We start from the raw sequence: 18153 nt of genomic DNA on the forward strand, positions 1-18153 counted from the left end.
AGTTATCTGAACCTGAATCTACTGGGCCTGTAATTTCAGGCCCTTATAGGTGTGCATGCTAGTCAGCCATACTTTCGTTTAACTTCCTTTCGATGTGATGTAGCCATACTTCGCCAGATGCCCATTCGTTCCAGTAACAGTAGTAGCAATGCAGTTCCTTTAACAGAAACGCCCGTAGGTCCATTTCGTTTAGCCTTCGGCTGAGTAAGGTTTGCAACTCGTTACGGACTAATAGTAATACTTCCTTGTCGGAGTTTCTCAAAAAATCGTCAATCACTTGATCAGATGTGTCGTGCTCCACCAGCCAGTCTTGATGAAAGTAGGCGCCAAAAAATCATGAGCCTCTGGAAAGTCACTTTTCATAGCTCTGGAAATCCCGTTAGTAAAAAATATCCCAAAGGTAGCGCAGGGTCTTTTTTCAAGACCAATAGTAATTTTGATGTTGAGTGAGAGTGCGTGAAGCCATTGAGCATGTTTGTAGATGGTTTTCACACTACAGGGCCTGTTTTCAGGCCCTATTGGAAGTAAGTGGTGATTTGGTAGTTTCCTTCGACTGGATGATGTTTTTTAAAAATCAATGATCGATCGTTTACCTCCGTTTTTTTAGTAAAAGCTTAACGTGATCTAGCCATTCGATCCCATTCGGCCATTCATGCCAGTAGCAGTAACAACATCCTATTTCTTTGAGTAAAAAACTCCGTAAGTCAGTTTCTGTAAGATTTAGCGCCAATAGGGTTTCAATTTCTTTTGCGACATCGAGCAATGTTACTTCCTCGGAGTCTGCTATGAACGACTTGATAATGTCGTCTGCCCGTGCTGACTCACACATCCAGTCTTCATGGAAATATGCGCCGAGGAATTGAAAGAGCTGGGGGTGATCATCATTTGTCATTTACGAATCCTGTCAAAATGAAATAGCCGAGAGGTGCTTTTGCCTCACGTTGGATTATCAGCCTAATGCTGAATAGCGGTTCCAGCTTCCCGCTCTGCCGAACAACACCTACGCCTGCCGGAGCAATTGTAGGTTCATTGATAACAAGTTTCTTTCCCTTACCTTTGAGAAAACTGTCTATCTTGTTTTGATTGTTTTTGATCACGGCTGAAATAGAGGATTCGGCTTCAGTTCTAGTGAGAAATGTGGAGGCAATGGGTATGTTTGGCTCTGCTTTTAACCTATGTCTTAGCTGGGCCTCAGATCGTTCGACATGTTTTTCATAAACATGCCCTCCCCGAGAGTCGTTTGCCTTCAAACCACCTCCTGGAACTATCTCACTATAGGGTCCATCAGCTTGTATTGCTCCCGGACACGGAGTGCAAGTCAACCCCAACGGATCCACCCACCCCGTCGGATTCGGCACGTACTGGTACTGATTCAACCCACCGGCCAACTTGATCGGATCCGGCGTCAGATACCGTCCCAGCCGCGGGTCGTAGTACCGGTGCCGGTTGTAATGCAGGCCGCTTTCCCCGTCGAAATACTGCCCCTGAAAGCGCAGCGGCTGATTCAGGTAGTCGTCGCCGGCCAGGGTCAGCGTGGCGACTTTGCCGTAGGCGTCGTATTGCGCGGACCAGACGATGTCGCCGCTGTAGTCGGTGAGTTCCTGCGGGGTGCCGAGATGATCGAGTTGGTAGTAGAACGGGCAGGCCTTTTTCGGGCCTTTGCCGTCGAGCAGCGCGAGCGGGCGGAAGGTGCCGGGTTCGTAGACGTAGCTGCGGTATTCGTGTTCGCTGCTTTCAGCGACGAGGTGGTCGCCTTGCCAGAAGAATTCGGTGGTGGCGTCGCCGACGGTTTTGCGGATGCGTCGGCCGAAAGCGTCGTAGGCGTAAGTCGCGGTCTGGCCGTCGGGGCGGGTCAGGCCTATCAGGCGGTGCTGGCTGTCGTAGCGGTATGCAGTGACGAGAGTTTGCGCGCGGCCGCGGCGTTCGCGGATCAGGTTGCCGAAGGCGTCGTAGTCGTAATGGCGGTCGCCCTGCATGAGCAGGCGGTTGCCTTTGATTTGACTCGGGCCGGGGCGGTCCTGCATCAGCAGGTTGCCGGCCGGGTCGTGGGCGAAGCTTTCCGGCAGTTCGTCGCGCGAGTGGCGTACGCGAATGAGGCGGTCGAGGGCGTCGTAGCCGTAGGTGCGCTGGCCGTGGCGGCTGTCGGCGATGTGCGCGAGATTGCCGTTGGCGTTGTAGGCATAATCGCGGCGATACAACGCATCGCGCTGATGGCCTACGGCGTGGGCGAGTAATCGTCCCTGGTCGTCGTAGGTATATTCGCTGAGCAGCAGACCTTGCTGACGTTGCCTTTCGCGTCCGGACTGATAGACGTGACGGGTCAGCGGCGTGCCGTTGAGGTCGATGTCGGTCAGCGCGCCGCCCTTGGCGTGGCGGTAATCGAGCACGCTGTTGTCCGGTAGACGCAGGCGCTTGAGCTGACCGCAGGCGTCGTAGCGGTAACGCAGAGTGCCCCAGCCCTGATGCTCGGTGATCAAGCGGTCCTGGCGGTCGTACTCGAAGGCGAGCGGATGGTTCTGGCCATCGTCGACGCTGACCAGTCGGCCGAGGCGATCGTATTGGTAGGTGACCTTGATCCCATCGGGCAGGGTTTTGACTAACAGCCGGCCAGCGGCATCGCGCTCATAAGCGGTGAGCAGACAAGAGCCGTCATCGCCGAACTCGGTTTTCTCCAGCAGATGGCCGTTGAGGTCATAGGCATACGCGGTACGCCGGCTATCAAAACCGCTTTCCTGGCGAATCAGCCCGGTCGGCGTGTAATCGAGCCGGTATTTTTCCCCCGATTCGTTTTCGATCTCGGTGAGCAATAACTGCGCATGGTCGTAGCGATACTGCACCTGCGTGCCGTCGGGGTTGATTCGCCGCGAAACCAGGTGCAGGTCGTCGTCATACTCATAACGGGTGATGCGCCCCAGTTCATCGCGCTCGGCAATGACCTGACCGTAGGCGCCGTAGCTGTAGGCGCGAGTGCTGCCGGTAGGAAAAGTCGTCTGAATCAGTCGGCCAACGGCGTCCCAATGCTGGCGGGTGACCGCACCGTGTTCGTCTGCGGTTGTGGTCCGGCGCCCCAGTGCATCGTAGGAAAAACGCCGCACGCCACCGTCGGGCAGGGTTTCCTCGGTCAACTGGCCGAGGTTGTTCCAGACCAAGCGATGGCGGCTGCTGTCCGGATAACGGATCGACAGCAACTGACCCCAGGTGTCGTAGTAGTAATGGGTGACCTGACCATCGGGGTCGACCGCTTCGGTGACATCGCCCTCGGCATTGCGCCGGTAGATCCACACCGCCTCGCCGCGCGAACGCCGATGCAAGAAACCGTTGCGATACTCGTAGGACGTGGGCGCCTCGTCCGGCGGAATCAGCGCGATCAGCCGTCCGACCTCGTCGTAGCGGTATTCGGTGACCGCCCCCAAGGCATCCTGCTCGGCGATCAACCGCCCCGATGAGTCATAGGCCTTGAGCTGCTCGCCACCATCCGCCGAGACTTTACGCACCAGCCGCGCACGCTCGTCGTGGACGTACGTTTCTTCGGTGCCATCGACGTAATGCACCGCGACACTGCCGTCGTCGTTCCAGACGTAGCGCGTGTCCATCTGCGAAAACGAGGCCCAATGCCTGACACAGCGAGAAGCCTTGCCCGAACGTTCCCACTCCCAGAAAAAACTCGCGCCACCGGCCAGTTGCCGCTGCAGAATCACGTGAGCGTCGTCGTAGTCGTAACGCTCGCTGTCACCGACGGCGTTGCTCGCTTCGATCAGGTGCTGATAGGCGTCGTAGCGGTAACTGACCAGCGCCTGTTCGGTGCTCCAGGCACCGTCGCGAAACACCTGGTAATCCACACCAACCAACTGCGCGCGGTCATAGCGCAACAGCAGCGAACGCCCGGCGCCGTTGTCCAGGCGCTGCACCCGGTCAGAGCGATCGCGCTGCACCGTCAGACGATTGCCATAGGCATCGCTGATCGCCGTCAGCCGTCCCGCGCGAAAGTGATAAAACCGCGCCGCGTCCCCGGCCAGTGCGAGGATCAGCTCTTCCGGCTCATCGCCCAGAAAAATCGCCGCCCGCGATAGGCTGTTGTGAATCGCCGGTCGTTCAACGCTCGGCAACGGAAAACGAGTACACCGGTTTTCGTGGTCGACCCAGACCACAGAGTCGCCCTCAAACGCCAGTCGATGCGCCAGCGAATGGCTCCAGCCAAACCCCAACCCAACATCGATTTCGGCGGCACTGCTGCGATACAACCGCGTGAATTCAAACGGCAACACGCCATCGAGCACGGCATCAGTCAGGGTCAGCAGTTCTTCACCGGTGACCATCGACACCGGGCAACCGTTGGTGCAGGTGTGGGGCACACAATCAGCGCTGTCACCGTTGGGATTTTTCGCCTGATCCGGCGAGTCGTCATGCGGCTCATGTCGCTCGATCCGGCTCGAACCGCCAGACTTGTCCCGCACAACAGGCGCCGGATTCGGCACCGTCAACACCACAGAATCGGCCTGACGAATGTTCAGCGGTATCGACGGTGTCGGTTTCAACTCAACGTCACGCACATTGAGCATCAGTGGCTTCAAAACGCTGGCATGCCGCGTCAAATCCGCCGAGGACGTCAGTTCGGCCAAGCGCAACGCCGAGGCCGCCAGCCATTCCCGCGCCCGTGGCGACTTGACCTTCGCCAGCACCTTGCTGCTCAAGCGCACCGGCACGCCGACGCCACCCGACAACCCCATCAGCAGAAAACTGATCAGCAGTTCGACCCGCACCTCGGCTACCACTTCAGCTACATACTGCGGCGGCAGCATCTTCAGCCAACTGGTGAACGCGGCCAGATGAATGAACAGCAAAGGCTCGTCACTGAGGATCAGCAGACCATTGGCAATGGCGTCGCTGGAGGCATTCAACAACGCCTCAAGCTCGGCCTCACTGAGGTACTCCAGCAGTTTTTCACTGTTGGCCTGCAGGTCGGCGAGCAGGCCGAATACCTGTTTGATGTCGTCCCAAACGCCATTCAGGGCTTTCTCGAACCCGCGCCAGTCGGCCTGCTGCAACTGGCCGTAACGGTCAAGAAATCCGGCGCTGGAGAACTCCGTCCACTGGGGCTGAAACCCTGCCCACTCAGCGCGCAGCCAGCCTTCCAGGCCTGCAATGACACCTTCATAAGAGGCATACAGCGCACGCACATGGTCCGTGGACACATCGGGAAAGAAGGTGATGCGATAACGCTGGCCCCGATCGCAGTTGGTCACCTGCAGAATGCCGCTGGGGCCGATGGTGTAATGCAGCGCTTCGCCGAAAGTCAGCACGCCGCCGACATCGGCAAGCACCGGTTCGAGGGTTACCGGGGTGTTGCCAATCGGCACAAACCGCGCGGCGTCGAATATGTGCACCAGCGTCAACGTCCCGCTGGCCGGGCACATGACCACCGATGAACTGAGCGGTTGGCGCGACTTGATCGGCGCGCTGAGGCGCACGTCGTTGCCGACAGTGAACACCTGCTCGACCTCCAGCGCGGTGCCTGTCCAGAACTGCTCGGCCCAGGCGTCGTAGTGGTTCAGGCACAGGCGGAATTCGCGGATCAGGTGTTCGAAGTCCGGCTCGTCCGGGTTCAAAGCAGCAACAACGAGCAGGCCGATGCTGTTGTTCAGGGCCAGCAGCCGATCGGTTGGAAGCATTCGCAGTCTCTCGCGCACATCAAAAAGGTGCGGGGACTTTGCGGGGGATCAATCAGGAAAGAAGTCGGGCGAGTAGGCAATACCTGTAGGATGTTTCGCTGAATTGTTACGAGTCGTTCATCGCTGCGATGGACATTGCCGTTGCTCAATGTCCGTCGCGCTCGTTATGCTGCTGAACCCTTTAATCAGATCCGCGTAGTGGCGCCAACTGTGCCGCCCGGGATGTCTTTGTTAACGGATCCGATGATGAATGCACCGCTGAAGGCGTTCGGCCCGATCAAGGCCGTGATTTTCGATATGGACGGTTTGCTGCTGGACACCGAGGGCATTTACACCGAAGTCACCTCGTTGATTGCCGGGCGCTACGGGCGCACCTTCGACTGGAGCATCAAGCAGAACATCATTGGTCGCGGGGCCAACGATCTGGCGAACTACGTGGTGCAGGCACTGGATCTGCCGATCACCGCCGAAGAGTTTCTGGTGATTCGCGAGCCGCTGATGCGCGAACGTTTTCCCACCGCACAAGCGATGCCGGGCGCAGAGGAATTGATTCGCCATCTCAAGGCGCACAACATCCCGATTGCTGTTGGCACCAGTTCCTCGCGTCAATCGTTCGGCCAGAAAACCACGCTGCACCGTGACTGGTTTGCGTTGTTCGACTTCATCGTCACGGCAGACGACCCGGAAGTCGGCGCGGCCAAACCGGCGCCGGATATCTTCCTGACCGCTGCCCGTCGTTTGGGTGTCGCGCCTGAAGATTGTCTGGTGTTCGAGGATTCGCCGTTTGGCGTGACCGCTGCGAAAGCCGCAGGCATGACCGCGATTGCGATCCCCGATGCTGCCATGGCCGATGAAAAGTACGCACACGCCGACGGGATTCTGCGCACACTGAAAGCGTTTACTCCGAGTGCTTGCGGCTTGCCGGCGCTGGAATGGGCGTAAGCATCTGACACAAAAAACGCCGCCCCTCTGTAACAAGAGGGGCGGCGTTTTTCGTTCAGGCGACCCGGAAAAATCAGGCGCCGAAACCACCGTCGATGGTCAGGCTGGCACCGGTGATGTAACCGGCTTCCGGGCCTGCCAGGTAGGCGACGAAACTGGCGATTTCTTCGGCTTTGCCGTAACGACCCACTGCCATCAACGGGATCAGGCTTTCGGCAAAGTCACCGTGCGCCGGGTTCATGTCGGTGTCGACCGGGCCGGGTTGCACGTTGTTGACGGTGATACCGCGTGGGCCGAGGTCGCGGGCCAGGCCTTTGGTCAGGCCGACCAGCGCTGATTTGCTCATCGCATACACACCGCCGCCGGCAAAGGGCATGCGGTCGGCGTTGGTGCTGCCGATGTTGATGATGCGCGCGCCTTCGCCCATGTGCTTGGCGGCTTCCTGCGAGGCGATGAAGACGCTGCGGATGTTGATCGCCACGGTCTGGTCGAAGTCTTCGAGTTTGAAATCTTCCAGTGGTGCGACGGCCAGCACGCCAGCGTTGTTGACCAGAATATCGACGCGGCCAAAGGCTTCGACGGTGGCGCTGACGGCGTGGCGAATGGCGGCGGCATCAGCGCTGTCAGCCTTGATCGCCAAGGCTTTGCCGCCGTTGGCGGTGATGCTGTTCTGCAATTCTTCGGCTTTGGCGGTGGAGCTGACGTAGGTGAAGGCTACTGCAGCGCCTTCAGCGGCCAGGCGTTTGACGATGGCTGCGCCGATACCACGGGAACCGCCTTGAATCAGAGCAACTTTACCGCTGAGGTGTTGAGTGGTCATGTTCGATCTCCAGAGTGGTCAAGGCAGGAATGCCTTGGTATTGGTGCCGAGTATCGGCGTGGTATCGACAACTGTGTAGACCATGATTGCTATAGTCTGTGTAAACCAGAAGTTTATAGTGGCAATCATGGAAACCTTCAGCAGCATTGAATGCTTCGTGCGCAGCGCCGAAGTCGGCAGCTTTGCCGAGGCCGCGCGACGCTTGAGCCTGACCCCGGCAGCCGTCGGCAAAAGTGTGGCCAAACTCGAAGTGCGGCTCGGCGTGCGGCTGTTCCAGCGTAGTACACGCAGCCTGACGCTGACCGAGGCCGGGCAACTTTTCCTGGATCAGGTCAGTGGCAGTTTGACGACGATTCAAAATGCCGTGGCCAATCTGTCCAGTGTCGAAGGCCTGCCGGCGGGAACGCTGAAAGTCAGCATGGGCGCAGCATTTGGCTGTCTGCATATCGTGCCGATGCTCGGTGAGTTTCTACGACGATATCCCGCGATCAATCCGGACTGGCATTTCGATAATCGACAGGTTGATCTGATCGGGCAGGGCTTTGATGCGGCCATTGGTGGTGGTTTTGAACTGCCGCAAGGGGTGATCGCACGCAAGTTGAGCCCGGCGCACCGTATATTGGTGGCATCCAAAGATTATCTAAAGGCCAACCCCAAGATCATCGATCCAGACGACCTCAGCCATCACGACGGCATTCTGATCCGCTCGCCGCAAACCGGACGCGTGCGTTCCTGGCAATTGACCGGACGTAATCCACAGAACTGTCAGCCGTTGATGCTCAAGGCGCGAATGACCATGAGTGATTCCGAGGCGGCTTGCAGGACAGCAGCACAAGGCTTGGGAATCGCGCTGGTGAGTATGCCTTTTGCGGTGGGCTATCTGCAGGCCGGGACATTGCAGCGGGTGTTGCCGGACTGGTTTGTTGATGATGGCAATATCTCGATCTATTACGCCGAACATAAATTGTTGCCTGGCAAGACTCGGGCGTTTGTGGATTTTGTGATTGAGCAGTTTGCGGAGCAGGGGTTGGCGCGACGGTTCAGTGCGATTTGAGTAAGGCATCAGATCGAGTTGTGGCCTTCGCGAGCAGGCTCGCTCCCACATTTGGAATGCGTTTCCCCTGTGGGAGCGAACCTGCTCGCGAATGGGTCGACTCGGTTTTTCGCTGATGACCTCAGCGGGCAAACCGCCCCGGCCAGCCAATGATGGTCTTCGGTCGCGGTGTCGCGTAAGTCCGCACTTTCGAGGTTGATAACTTCAGTCGAACCAGCGATTCCGCAATCGTCACCGCCGCCGTCACTCCATCCACCACTGGCACCCCGGTACGCCGACGAATCTGCTCATCCAGCCCGGCCATGCCGCCGCAACCCAGGCAGATCACCTCGGCTTTGTCCTGCGTCACCGCCAGTTCTGCCTGATGCACGATGGCTTCCAAGGCACGCTGCGGCTCGTGTTCCAGTTCCAGCACCGCCAAACCACTGGCCCGTACCGAAGCGCAGCGGTCCCACAGACCGGACAGTTTCAACCGATCCTCAATCAGCGGCACGGTGCGATCCAGCGTGGTCACCACCGAATACGCATGCCCCAAAAACATCGCCGTACTCGCTGCAGCATCGGTGATGTCCACCACCGGCACGTTGAGCAATTCCTGCAAACCTTCACGACCATGTTCGCCGTAACCGGCCTGAATCACCGCGTCGAACGGTTGATCGTAGGCCATCACCCGATCCATCACCGCGATGGCCGCCAGGTAGCTTTCAAAATTTCCTTCAATCGAATCGGCGCCGAAGTACGGCGTCAAACCGACGATTTCGGTACCGGGTGACGCAACGGCCTGCGCCGAACGGGCGATGGCCTCGGTGATGGACTCGGTGGTGTTGACGTTGACCACGAGAATACGCATGGGGAAATCCTTATAGCGGGCAGTTCTGCGGCCCGAAACCGGGCCGCGAGGGAGTTAATGGCAGACGTTGTCGACAGCGATCGATTCGCCGCTGATGTCGGCGTAGTGCGGTTGGCGTTTGGCGATGATCAGGTAAAGCATTCCGGCGATCCCGGCGCCGATCAGCCAGGAGAACGGCGAGACGCTGTGGAAACCGGGAACCAAGGCCAGGACCATCGCGATCAGCGCCGCAGGAATAAACGCCGCCACCGCACGGAAATTGACGCCGTGGCTGTAGTAATAAGCGCCGTTGGGATCTTCGCTGTAGAGCTGCGGGACGTTGATCCGGCCTTTGCGGATCAACCAGTAGTCGACCATGATCACCCCGTACAACGGGCCGAGCAGGGCGCCGAGACCGGACAGGAAGTACACGATCACCAGTGGGCTGTTGTAGAGATTCCACGGCAGGATCAACACAGCGATGGTCGCGCTGATCAGCCCGGCGCGGCGGAAGGTCAGGTACTTCGGCGCCAGGTTGCTGAGGACGAAGGCCGGGGCGACGAAGTTGGCCATGATGTTCACCGCCACGGTGACAATCAGGAATGCCAGGCAACCGAGCACCAGGAAGAAGGTGTTGGGAATCGAGGCGATGATCTCGGTCGGGCTTTCGATGATCCGGCCATTGATCTGAAATTGCGCGCCGCAGAGCAGGACAGTAATCGCAGCGAACACCAGAATATTCACCGGCAAACCCCAGAAGTTTCCTACCTTGATGGTCTTGCGGCACGGCGAGGAGCGGGCGAAGTCGCAGAAATTCAGAATCAACGTGCCGTAGATCGCCAGCCACAACGCGCCGCCGGCAAAGATGTTGCGCCACATCTCGCCACCGGTGAGCGGTTCGCGGATCGACCAGGCGATGGTCGCGTCGGCCTGGAAATACATCCAGGCGGCGAGGGCGGCAACGGTTAGCAGAATCACCGGCCCGGCAAACGCTTCGTAGCGGCGAACCATCTCCATGCCGTAGGCGAGGATCGCCAGTTGTACGAACCAGATCGCCACGAAGCAAATCCAACCCAGCGTCGACAGGCCAAGAATCGAATCGTGGTCGTATTCGGCAAAACCGGGATGCACTGCGGTGAGCAATACGCGGAACACCACCGACGCCAGATACGTCTGAATGCCGAACCAGGCGATGGCGATAACCGCCCGGATCAGTGCAGGAATTTGCGCGCCGTGGATGCCGAAACTGATCCGGCTGATCACCGGAAACGGCACTCCGGTTTTCTGCCCCATGTAACCGGACAGGTTCATGAAGAAATACACCAGCGCCGCACCAATCCCCAGCGACAGCAGAATCTGCCAGCCCCCCAGGCCCAGGGCGTACAGGCCAATGGCGAACGAGTAGTTGGCGATGTTGTGCACATCGTTGGTCCACAGGGCGAAGATGCTGTATTTGCCCCAGCGTCGACCTTCGGCCTTGGTTGGCGCCAGATCGCTGTTGTGCAGGCGGGGGCTCAGTTGCAGCGGCTCAATCAGGCCATCGTGCGGCGACGGTTGATCGAGAGCAGAGGCAGGCAGATTCAGCGCGATGTTATTGGAGAGACTTGTACGCATTCCGGCAGGCTCCTGATGTTCAAGGCTGCGATGACTGTGCATAAGCCGTGAGGCTCGACAAATCTTCGTCGCGGCCAGCAAACATCACTGGTTACGGGGCATCTGCAGCCTGTACGGGATAGGGCGCTTCAGGCTTGCGGATCGAAAGTGTTTATGTTTTGCAGTTTTGTATACAAAACATGTATGCACCTAAGCCAGATCTGTGCCAGTCGTTGATCTATGCGCAACCGTGCTCATTTCGAAAAGTTATCGATGAGCGCTAAGTGTCTGAAAATAATTGGTTAAAAATTGACCGGTTGAACAGGTATTTATTTTTGGCGCGGGAATTTCATCGCGGATTGGAGTGAGCGTTTTGCAGGCGGGATGTAACTTTTCAGGGCGCGGAAACAAAAAAGTGCACACATAAATGGCACCGATGGTGACATTCGTGTGTACATGTTTTTAGAGTCGCTAGTGACCTTTGTAGGAGTGAGCCTGCTCGCGATAGCGGTATATCAGGCAAAAAATTCATCGACTGAGACACCGTTATCGCGAGCAGGCTCACTCCTACAGGGGGAAATCAGCGCGACAGGGAGTTACGTCTTGCTGATGATGTTACCGGCATGCAGCCCGCACTCTTTCTGCGTCGCTTCTTCCCACCACCAGCGCCCCTCGCGCTCGTGCTGGTTCGGCAGCACCGGGCGGGTGCACGGTTCGCAGCCGATGCTGATAAAGCCGCGCTCATGCAGGCTGTTGTACGGCAGTTCGAGCATGCGGATGTAACCCCAGATCTCTTCGCTGGTCATCTGCGCCAGCGGGTTGAACTTGTACAGGGTGCGCTCAGGAGTGGAGAACGCAGTATCGATTTCCATCACCGCCACGGCACTGCGTGTACCCGGGCTCTGGTCGCGGCGCTGGCCGGTGGCCCAGGCTTTGACACCGGACAGTTTGCGGCGCAGCGGCTCGATCTTGCGGATGCCGCAGCATTCGCCGTGGCCGTCCTTGTAAAAACTGAACAGGCCTTTTTCCTTCACGAACGGTTCGAGTTTCGTGTAGTCCGGCGACACCAGTTCGATATCGATCTTGTAGTGCTCGCGCACTTGATCGATGAAGCGGTAGGTCTCTGGATGCAGACGGCCGGTGTCGAGGCTGAACACCTTGACGTTCTTGTTGAGCTTCCAGGCCATGTCCACCAGCACCACATCCTCGGCGCCGCTGAAAGATATCCACAGGTCATCGCCGAACTCGGCAAACGCGAGTTTGAGGATGTCTTGCGCGGATTTGTTGGCATAGGTCGTGGCGAGTTCCACGACGTCGAACGTTGCACTCATCAGGGCGGCTTCCTACAGGTCGGTGGCGCTGGGCGCTCTATATGGCGCTGATGGTAACAAAAAGCTGCACGACTCGGGGACGTGCTGTGCGTTGCGCGTCTGCATGTGAGTCGCTAGAGTTCGGCCTCGCTCGACTCAAATAATCAATACAAACGGGAGTGTCTTGTGGAAATTGCTTGCCTGGATCTTGAAGGGGTGTTGGTGCCGGAAATCTGGATCGCCTTCGCCGAAAAAACCGGAATCGAATCCCTCAAGGCCACGACCCGGGACATTCCCGATTACGACGTGCTGATGAAGCAGCGCCTGCGCATCCTTGATGAGCATGGCTTGAAGCTGTCGGACATTCAGGAAGTGATCGCCACGCTGAAGCCGTTGGACGGGGCGGTGGAATTCGTCAACTGGCTGCGCGAGCGCTTTCAGGTAGTGATTCTGTCGGACACGTTTTACGAGTTTTCACAGCCGCTGATGCGCCAGTTGGGCTTCCCGACGTTGCTTTGCCATCGTCTGATTACTGACGAGACCGGGCGGGTGACCAGCTATCAACTGCGTCAGAAAGATCCCAAGCGTCAGTCGGTGCTGGCGTTCAAGAGCCTGTATTACCGGGTGATTGCGGCGGGGGATTCGTATAACGATACGACGATGCTGGGCGAGGCGGACGCGGGGATTCTGTTTCACGCGCCGGAGAATGTGATTCGCGAGTTTCCGCAGTTTCCGGCGGTGCATACCTTTGCCGAGTTGAAACAGGAATTCTTGAAGGCTTCTAATAGAGAGTTGAGTTTTTAGTCGTCTGGAAGGACGCCTTCGCGAGCAGGCTCGCTCCCACATTTGGAACGTATTCACCCTGTGGGAGCGAGCCTGCTCGCGAAGCTTTTAAGCTTTTAGAGGTTCTGCAGGGTTTCCAGGAGGATTTTGACTTTGGTGATCGACTCCTGATACTCCGCCTGCCAGTCCGAATCGGCAACAATCCCGCCGCCGCCCCAGCAACACACCTGCCCATCCTTGACCAACAGACTGCGGATCGCGATGGAACTGTCCATCTCGCCGCGCACGTCCAGATACAGCAGCGACCCGCAATACAACCCACGCCGCGTCGGCTCCAGCTCATCAATGATCTGCATCGCGCGAATCTTCGGCGCGCCGGTGATCGAGCCGCCGGGGAAGCTGCCGGCAATCAGATCCAGTGCATCGCGGTCATCCGCCAATTCACCGGTCACGCTGCTGACCAGGTGATGCACGTTCGGATAGCTTTCCAGGCTGAACAACTCCGGCACCCGCACCGAGCCGATGCGGCAGGTGCGGCCGAGGTCGTTGCGCAACAGGTCGACGATCATCAGGTTTTCCGCGCGATCCTTGGGGCTGGCCAGCAGTTCAGCGGCGTTGGCGGCATCTTCGGCGGGTGTCAGGCCACGCGGGCGGGTGCCTTTGATCGGGCGAGTTTCCACCTGGCGCTGGCTGACTTTGACGAAGCGCTCGGGTGACAGACTCAACACGGCGCCGCCGTCGGGCAGGCTCTGGAAACCGGAAAACGGCGTCGGGCAGGCTTCGCGCAATTTGCAGTAGGCCAGCCACGGGTCGCCCTGGCACGACGCGCGGAAACGCTGAGCGAAATTGACCTGATAGCAGTCGCCGGCCTGGATGTAATGCTGAATGCGTTCGAACGCCTGGCGGTAATCGTCGGCCGAGAGATCGGCGGCCATCGGCTTGTTCAGTTTGAACGGGATCAGTGCACTGGCGACTGGCTGCGTGAACAACGCAATCAGCCGCTGTTTCTCGCTATCAATCACCGACGGGTGGAAGACCAATTGGCTGGTGGCCGCCTGGTGATCGCTGATCAGTGCCCAGTCGTAGAGGCCAAAACGTGCATCCGGCAGCTGCAGATCATCGCGGGCCTGGCTCGGCAGGTTTTCCAGATGCCGGCCGAAGTCGTAGCTCAGATAACCGATCAAGCCGCCAGCGAATGGCAGTTCGAAACCCGCTGGCAAATCAGCCTCACCGAGGCGATTCAGATTGTCACGCAGACGTTGCAGGAAATGGCTGCCGCTTTCGTCAGGCAACACCGCCAGTTGTTCCAGCGGCCAGGCGCTGAGCAGGTCATAACGGCCACGGTCAGCGCTCGGCCGGCCGCTGTCGAGCAGCACGGCGCCGGGCGCGTTGCGGATGGCCGCGAAATAGTCGGCGGGATTGGCGCGGTAGGGCAGCGGGTGTACGGAACAGGTCAACATGGGCGGGGCAGATCGGCCGTTGAGGCGGGGTGGGGATTGTAGTCCTCTCCGATGCCAGATCAAAGTCAAAAGCCTCCCCCTCACCCCAACCCTCTCCCCCAAGGGGGGCGAGGGGGAAAGGGGGCAGATCGGGGGCTTTTCAAAACTTGGGTTCGGCTCGATATCTTGGGGGAGGGAGCCGATCTTCATGCTTTTCAAGGCCTGAGTTCGATTCAAGACGTTCAGGTCGGCGTACCTCGAACATCCACCTCGGTCAGTCCCCTCTCCCTTTGGGAGAGGGCTAGGGTGAGGGGCTTTTCAGCTTTTAGCCCTCGACCGCAGGAATATGCCCAAACATTTCCTGAGTAAACGCCACCCGCTCCTCAACCGTCTCCGTCACCCCACGCGCCTTCAGCTCTTCCAACCGCGCTTCCACCGCATGTGTACGCAACGTCAGCCCACAGTCGTTGGCAATCTGAATATTCAACCCAGGCCGCGCATTCAGCTCCAGAATCAGCGGACCTTTCTCCTGATCCAGCACCATATCAACACCGATATAGCCCAACCCGCACAGCTCATAACAGCCAGCCGCCAGTTTCATGAAGCCGTCCCAGTAGGGCAGTTGCACGCCGTCCACCGCGTTGGTGGTGTCGGGGTGTTTGGTGATGATGTTGTTCAGCCAGGTGCCACGCAACGTCAAACCGGTCGCCAGATCGACACCGACGCCAATCGCGCCCTGGTGCAGGTTGGCCTTGCCGCCCGACTGCCGGGTCGGCAGGCGCAGCATCGCCATCACCGGATAACCCATCAGCACGATGATGCGGATGTCCGGCACGCCTTCATAACTGATGCTTTTGAAGATCTGATCCGGGGTCACGCGGTATTCGATCAGCGCGCGGTCACGGTGGCCGCCCAGCGAGTACAAACCGGTAAGGATGCTCGAGATGTGATGCTCAAGCTCCTCATGGGCGAGGATCTTGCCAGACACCGTGCGATAGCGGCCCTCGAAGCGGTCGGCAATCACGATGATGCCGTCGCCGCCCGCGCCCTGCGCCGGTTTGATTACGAAATCGTTGCGCCCGCCGATGATCTCGTCGAGCTTGTCGATTTCCTTCTCGGTGGAGATCACACCATACAGTTCCGGCACATGGATGCCGGCCTCGATGGCGCGCTCCTTGGTGATGATCTTGTCATCGACGATCGGGTACAGGCTGCGCTTGTTGTACTTGAGCACGTAGTCGGCGTTACGCCGATTGATGCCCATGATGCCCCGCGCCTCCAGGGCCTTCCAGGTCTTCCAGAAACCGAACATCAGGCGTCAGCCTTCTTCAGGAAAGCCTTGAAGCGCACCAGCTCGGTCAGGCGGTAGCCGCGATAACGCCCCATCGCCAACATGAAGCCGACCAGAATCAGCAGGATCGCAGGGAAGGTAAACACGAAGTACACCAGCTCAGGCACGGTCATGATCAGGTGCGCCAGAGAAGCGGCGAACAGCGTACCAATCGCGACTTTCATCGCATGGCTGGCACCGCGCTCTTCCCAAGTGATCGACAGGCGTTCGATGGTCATGGTCAGAATCACCATCGGGAACAGCGCTACAGACAAGCCGCGCTCCAGACCCAGTTTATGGCTGAACAAACTGATCGCCGCGATCAGCACTACGACAAAGGTCAACACCACCGAGAGTCGCGGCAGCATTTGCAGCTTCAGGTGTTCCAGATACGAACGTAATGACAGGCCCAGCGCGGTGATCACGGTAAACAGCAGAATGCCGAAGCCCAGCTGCGTTTCGCGGAAGGCGAGAGCGATCAGTACCGGGGTAAACGTGCCGAGGGTCTGCAGGCCGATCAGGTTGCGCAGTATCAGAATCACCAGCACGCCGATCGGGATCATCACCATGATCATGAAGGTCTGCTGGGTCTGCAGCGGCAAGCCATACAGCGAGTATTCGAGGAAGTTGGCGTCGGTGTTTTCGTCGGTCAGCTTGGCCAGACGAATCGCGTTCATCTCGCTGTTGTTCAGGCTGAAGGTCACGTTGGCTTTTTTGCCACCGTCGACGGTGATCAGGTTTTCATCGCCGGTCCACCACAGCAGGCGGTCGGTCGGCAGGCCTTGCTCGCCGGTTTCCGGGTTGAAGTACAGCCAGTCGTTGCCGTTGAAGCTGCGCAGCCACAGTTCAGGCATTTGTGGCTGGTCGGCGACGAGGCGGATGGTGTGGACTTTTTCCACCGGGACGTGGGCGATGGACAACAGCAGTTCGACGATTTTGGCTTTGTGCGCCGTCGATGGATCGCCGGCCAGCAGCAGTTTCACGTTGTCATCGTTAAGGTTGTTGACGCGTTTGATCGCCTCGCCAATAAAGGTTTCGACGTCGGCCGAGTGTTGGCGAATCGGCGCGAGCAGGGCTTCGGCGGCGATTTTCTCAGGGCCTTCGATGGCGATGCTGTCGCGGAAGGTCGGGCCCTTGATCTTGGATTTTTCGGCGGTGTAACGCTTGGTCAGCACCAAACGGTAATAAAGGGTTTGGTTGCCCTTGGCCCGGCGCGCCGACCAGGTGACCTTGCGGTTGCCGTCGACGCGGTTGACGGCGACGCCGTAGTTATTGGAGATAAAGCTTTCGTTGAGACTGACGTAGTCGCGGCTCAACGGTGGCACGAACATCTGGATCTTCACCGGATCCTTGGTGCTGGCGACGAACTCGACCTTGGCGTCGATGTTCCACAAGTCGTCGGTGGCATCTTCGGTCACCGGGATGCCGAGCACGAAAATCTGATAGGCCGTAACCGAAACGCCCAGGAGCACCAGAATGGTGATCAGGATTTTCAGGTGGAAGGTTAGAGAACGCATGGAAATTACTCGGCGGTATGAGCGGCGATGGTGCAGGCGGGTTTGCCGGCAGCGTATTTAAGGCTTGGATCGACCAGCGCATCGAAGCGTTTCAGCGCTTCGGAGCCAATCAAAAGCGGGTATTGGAACGCACTTCGGTCGGTCAGGTTCACTTCGATGCTGCGAAGCGCCGTGCCCATGCAGATATCCAGCTCGATCACCGGACGGGCGGTGTACTTCTTACCCTCTTCAGGGTCGTAGTCGCCGGCGCGGCGCTTGATCTTGCTGACCCGGGCCAACGGCCGTTCGATCGGGTGCGAATGCGCGGCGTCAATCGCCAGGTAGAAACGTACCCAGGACTCACCATTGCGTTTAAAGCGTTTGATGTCGCGGGCACTCAGCGAGGCGGTTTTCGCGCCCGTATCGAGTTTGGCTGCGACTTCGAGATTGATGCCGTCAAGCGAAGCGTATTCGTTGAGGCCGTACACGGTTTTTTCCCCCGCGGCGGCGAGGCCGGGCAGGCAAAACAGGGCAAAGAATGTGGGAAAAGGCTTGAGTCTCATAAATCCTGGTGCGCAGCGTTCCGTTTTCGGTTCAGGTCCTTGGCAAAACTTGCGCAAGGCCCTTCGTGTGCCTGGCAGCTTTATATGACAAGCCGTACAAATGGCCAGCAAATGCGGGCGGCATTCTAGCACGGTGGTTTTATGGCGCCAGCGCCGGGGCCGGTCTATAAAACATCAAAAGATCGCAGCCTTCGGCAGCTCCTACATAGGATTTGCGTGCGACCTGTAGGAGCTGCCGAAGGCTGCGATCTTTTAAGGTTATTAGACGATTGTCGACAATGCCCATTTATCCTTTGACTGATGCGGGCTAATTGGCTAGTTTTTG

General features: G+C 58.3%; 15 protein-coding genes and 1 pseudogene. 3 read left to right on the plus strand and 13 right to left on the minus strand.

Translation table 11 applies throughout. From position 1 onward, the window contains the following. Positions 1 to 58: 58 nt before the first annotated feature. The 5 genes and pseudogenes from PspR84_RS09385 to PspR84_RS29835 all read right to left on the minus strand — a co-directional run. Entirely contained in the window at positions 59 to 301 is a 243-nt protein-coding gene (locus PspR84_RS09385) for a contact-dependent growth inhibition system immunity protein (RefSeq protein WP_342794569.1), read from the minus strand. A 288-nt stretch (positions 302 to 589) separates the two neighbouring features. Then, positions 590 to 892 carry a contact-dependent growth inhibition system immunity protein gene (locus PspR84_RS09390; protein WP_160057029.1) on the minus strand — a complete coding sequence of 101 codons (303 nt, stop codon included), beginning with the start codon at positions 890 to 892 and terminating at the stop codon, positions 590 to 592. Next, positions 882 to 2933 carry an RHS repeat-associated core domain-containing protein gene (locus PspR84_RS29595; protein WP_238785310.1) on the minus strand — a complete coding sequence of 684 codons (2052 nt, stop codon included), beginning with the start codon at positions 2931 to 2933 and terminating at the stop codon, positions 882 to 884. The genes PspR84_RS09390 and PspR84_RS29595 overlap by 11 nt, the downstream gene beginning before the upstream one ends. Beyond that, positions 2917 to 3018, minus strand: coding sequence for a hypothetical protein (locus tag PspR84_RS29600; protein WP_238785312.1), 102 nt, complete (start codon positions 3016 to 3018; stop codon positions 2917 to 2919). Before PspR84_RS29600 ends, PspR84_RS29595 begins: the two co-directional genes overlap by 17 nt. Before the next feature lie 62 nt (positions 3019 to 3080). After that, positions 3081 to 5669: pseudogene (locus PspR84_RS29835) on the minus strand (DUF6531 domain-containing protein); the annotation flags it as partial. 246 nt (positions 5670 to 5915) lie between these two features. Between PspR84_RS29835 and PspR84_RS09400 the strand changes: the two are divergent. Then, positions 5916 to 6611 (plus strand): HAD-IA family hydrolase, encoded by a 696-nt coding sequence (locus PspR84_RS09400; RefSeq protein ID WP_034152892.1) that lies wholly within the window; start codon positions 5916 to 5918, stop codon positions 6609 to 6611. A 73-nt stretch (positions 6612 to 6684) separates the two neighbouring features. Here the strand turns inward: PspR84_RS09400 and PspR84_RS09405 are convergent, their stop codons facing one another. Then, on the minus strand, positions 6685 to 7431 hold the full coding sequence (locus PspR84_RS09405; RefSeq protein ID WP_053116857.1) for a 3-oxoacyl-ACP reductase family protein: 747 nt from the start codon (positions 7429 to 7431) through the stop codon (positions 6685 to 6687). A gap of 127 nt (positions 7432 to 7558) precedes the next feature. On the opposite strand from PspR84_RS09405, the gene PspR84_RS09410 reads away from it, so the two are divergent. Continuing rightward, positions 7559 to 8485, plus strand: a complete 927-nt coding sequence (locus tag PspR84_RS09410; protein ID WP_160060065.1) for a LysR family transcriptional regulator — start codon at positions 7559 to 7561, stop codon at positions 8483 to 8485. Positions 8486 to 8606: 121 nt separating this feature from the next. Here PspR84_RS09410 and PspR84_RS09415 read toward each other — a convergent pair whose 3' ends face one another. The 3 genes from PspR84_RS09415 to PspR84_RS09425 form a co-directional block, all read right to left on the minus strand. Continuing rightward, positions 8607 to 9335 carry an aspartate/glutamate racemase family protein gene (locus PspR84_RS09415; protein WP_160057033.1) on the minus strand — a complete coding sequence of 243 codons (729 nt, stop codon included), beginning with the start codon at positions 9333 to 9335 and terminating at the stop codon, positions 8607 to 8609. A 54-nt stretch (positions 9336 to 9389) separates the two neighbouring features. Further along, on the minus strand, positions 9390 to 10928 hold the full coding sequence (locus PspR84_RS09420; RefSeq protein ID WP_160057035.1) for an NCS1 family nucleobase:cation symporter-1: 1539 nt from the start codon (positions 10926 to 10928) through the stop codon (positions 9390 to 9392). Between the two features lie 575 nt (positions 10929 to 11503). After that, complete coding sequence (locus PspR84_RS09425; RefSeq protein WP_160057037.1) at positions 11504 to 12238, minus strand: phosphoadenylyl-sulfate reductase; 735 nt, start codon at positions 12236 to 12238, stop codon at positions 11504 to 11506. A gap of 165 nt (positions 12239 to 12403) precedes the next feature. On the opposite strand from PspR84_RS09425, the gene thrH reads away from it, so the two are divergent. Beyond that, the gene (gene thrH, locus PspR84_RS09430) at positions 12404 to 13021 is read left to right on the plus strand and encodes a bifunctional phosphoserine phosphatase/homoserine phosphotransferase ThrH (protein WP_160057039.1); all 618 of its coding nucleotides are present in this window, start codon (positions 12404 to 12406) and stop codon (positions 13019 to 13021) included. Positions 13022 to 13116: 95 nt separating this feature from the next. Here the strand turns inward: thrH and pabB are convergent, their stop codons facing one another. The 4 genes from pabB to PspR84_RS09450 all read right to left on the minus strand — a co-directional run bounded on the left by pabB (position 13117) and on the right by PspR84_RS09450 (position 17828). Continuing rightward, the gene (gene pabB / locus PspR84_RS09435) at positions 13117 to 14460 is read right to left on the minus strand and encodes an aminodeoxychorismate synthase component I (RefSeq protein WP_160057041.1); all 1344 of its coding nucleotides are present in this window, start codon (positions 14458 to 14460) and stop codon (positions 13117 to 13119) included. 304 nt (positions 14461 to 14764) lie between these two features. Beyond that, positions 14765 to 15751 carry an alpha-L-glutamate ligase-like protein gene (locus PspR84_RS09440; protein WP_160057043.1) on the minus strand — a complete coding sequence of 329 codons (987 nt, stop codon included), beginning with the start codon at positions 15749 to 15751 and terminating at the stop codon, positions 14765 to 14767. After that, the gene (locus PspR84_RS09445) at positions 15751 to 17286 is read right to left on the minus strand and encodes an inactive transglutaminase family protein (RefSeq protein WP_134175033.1); all 1536 of its coding nucleotides are present in this window, start codon (positions 17284 to 17286) and stop codon (positions 15751 to 15753) included. Before PspR84_RS09445 ends, PspR84_RS09440 begins: the two co-directional genes overlap by 1 nt. A 5-nt stretch (positions 17287 to 17291) precedes the next feature. Beyond that, positions 17292 to 17828 (minus strand): ATP-dependent zinc protease, encoded by a 537-nt coding sequence (locus PspR84_RS09450; RefSeq protein ID WP_008081000.1) that lies wholly within the window; start codon positions 17826 to 17828, stop codon positions 17292 to 17294. Between the last annotated feature and the right edge of the window lie 325 nt (positions 17829 to 18153).

Source organism: Pseudomonas sp. R84 (assembly GCF_009834515.1).
Classification (GTDB): Bacteria; Pseudomonadota; Gammaproteobacteria; order Pseudomonadales; family Pseudomonadaceae; genus Aquipseudomonas.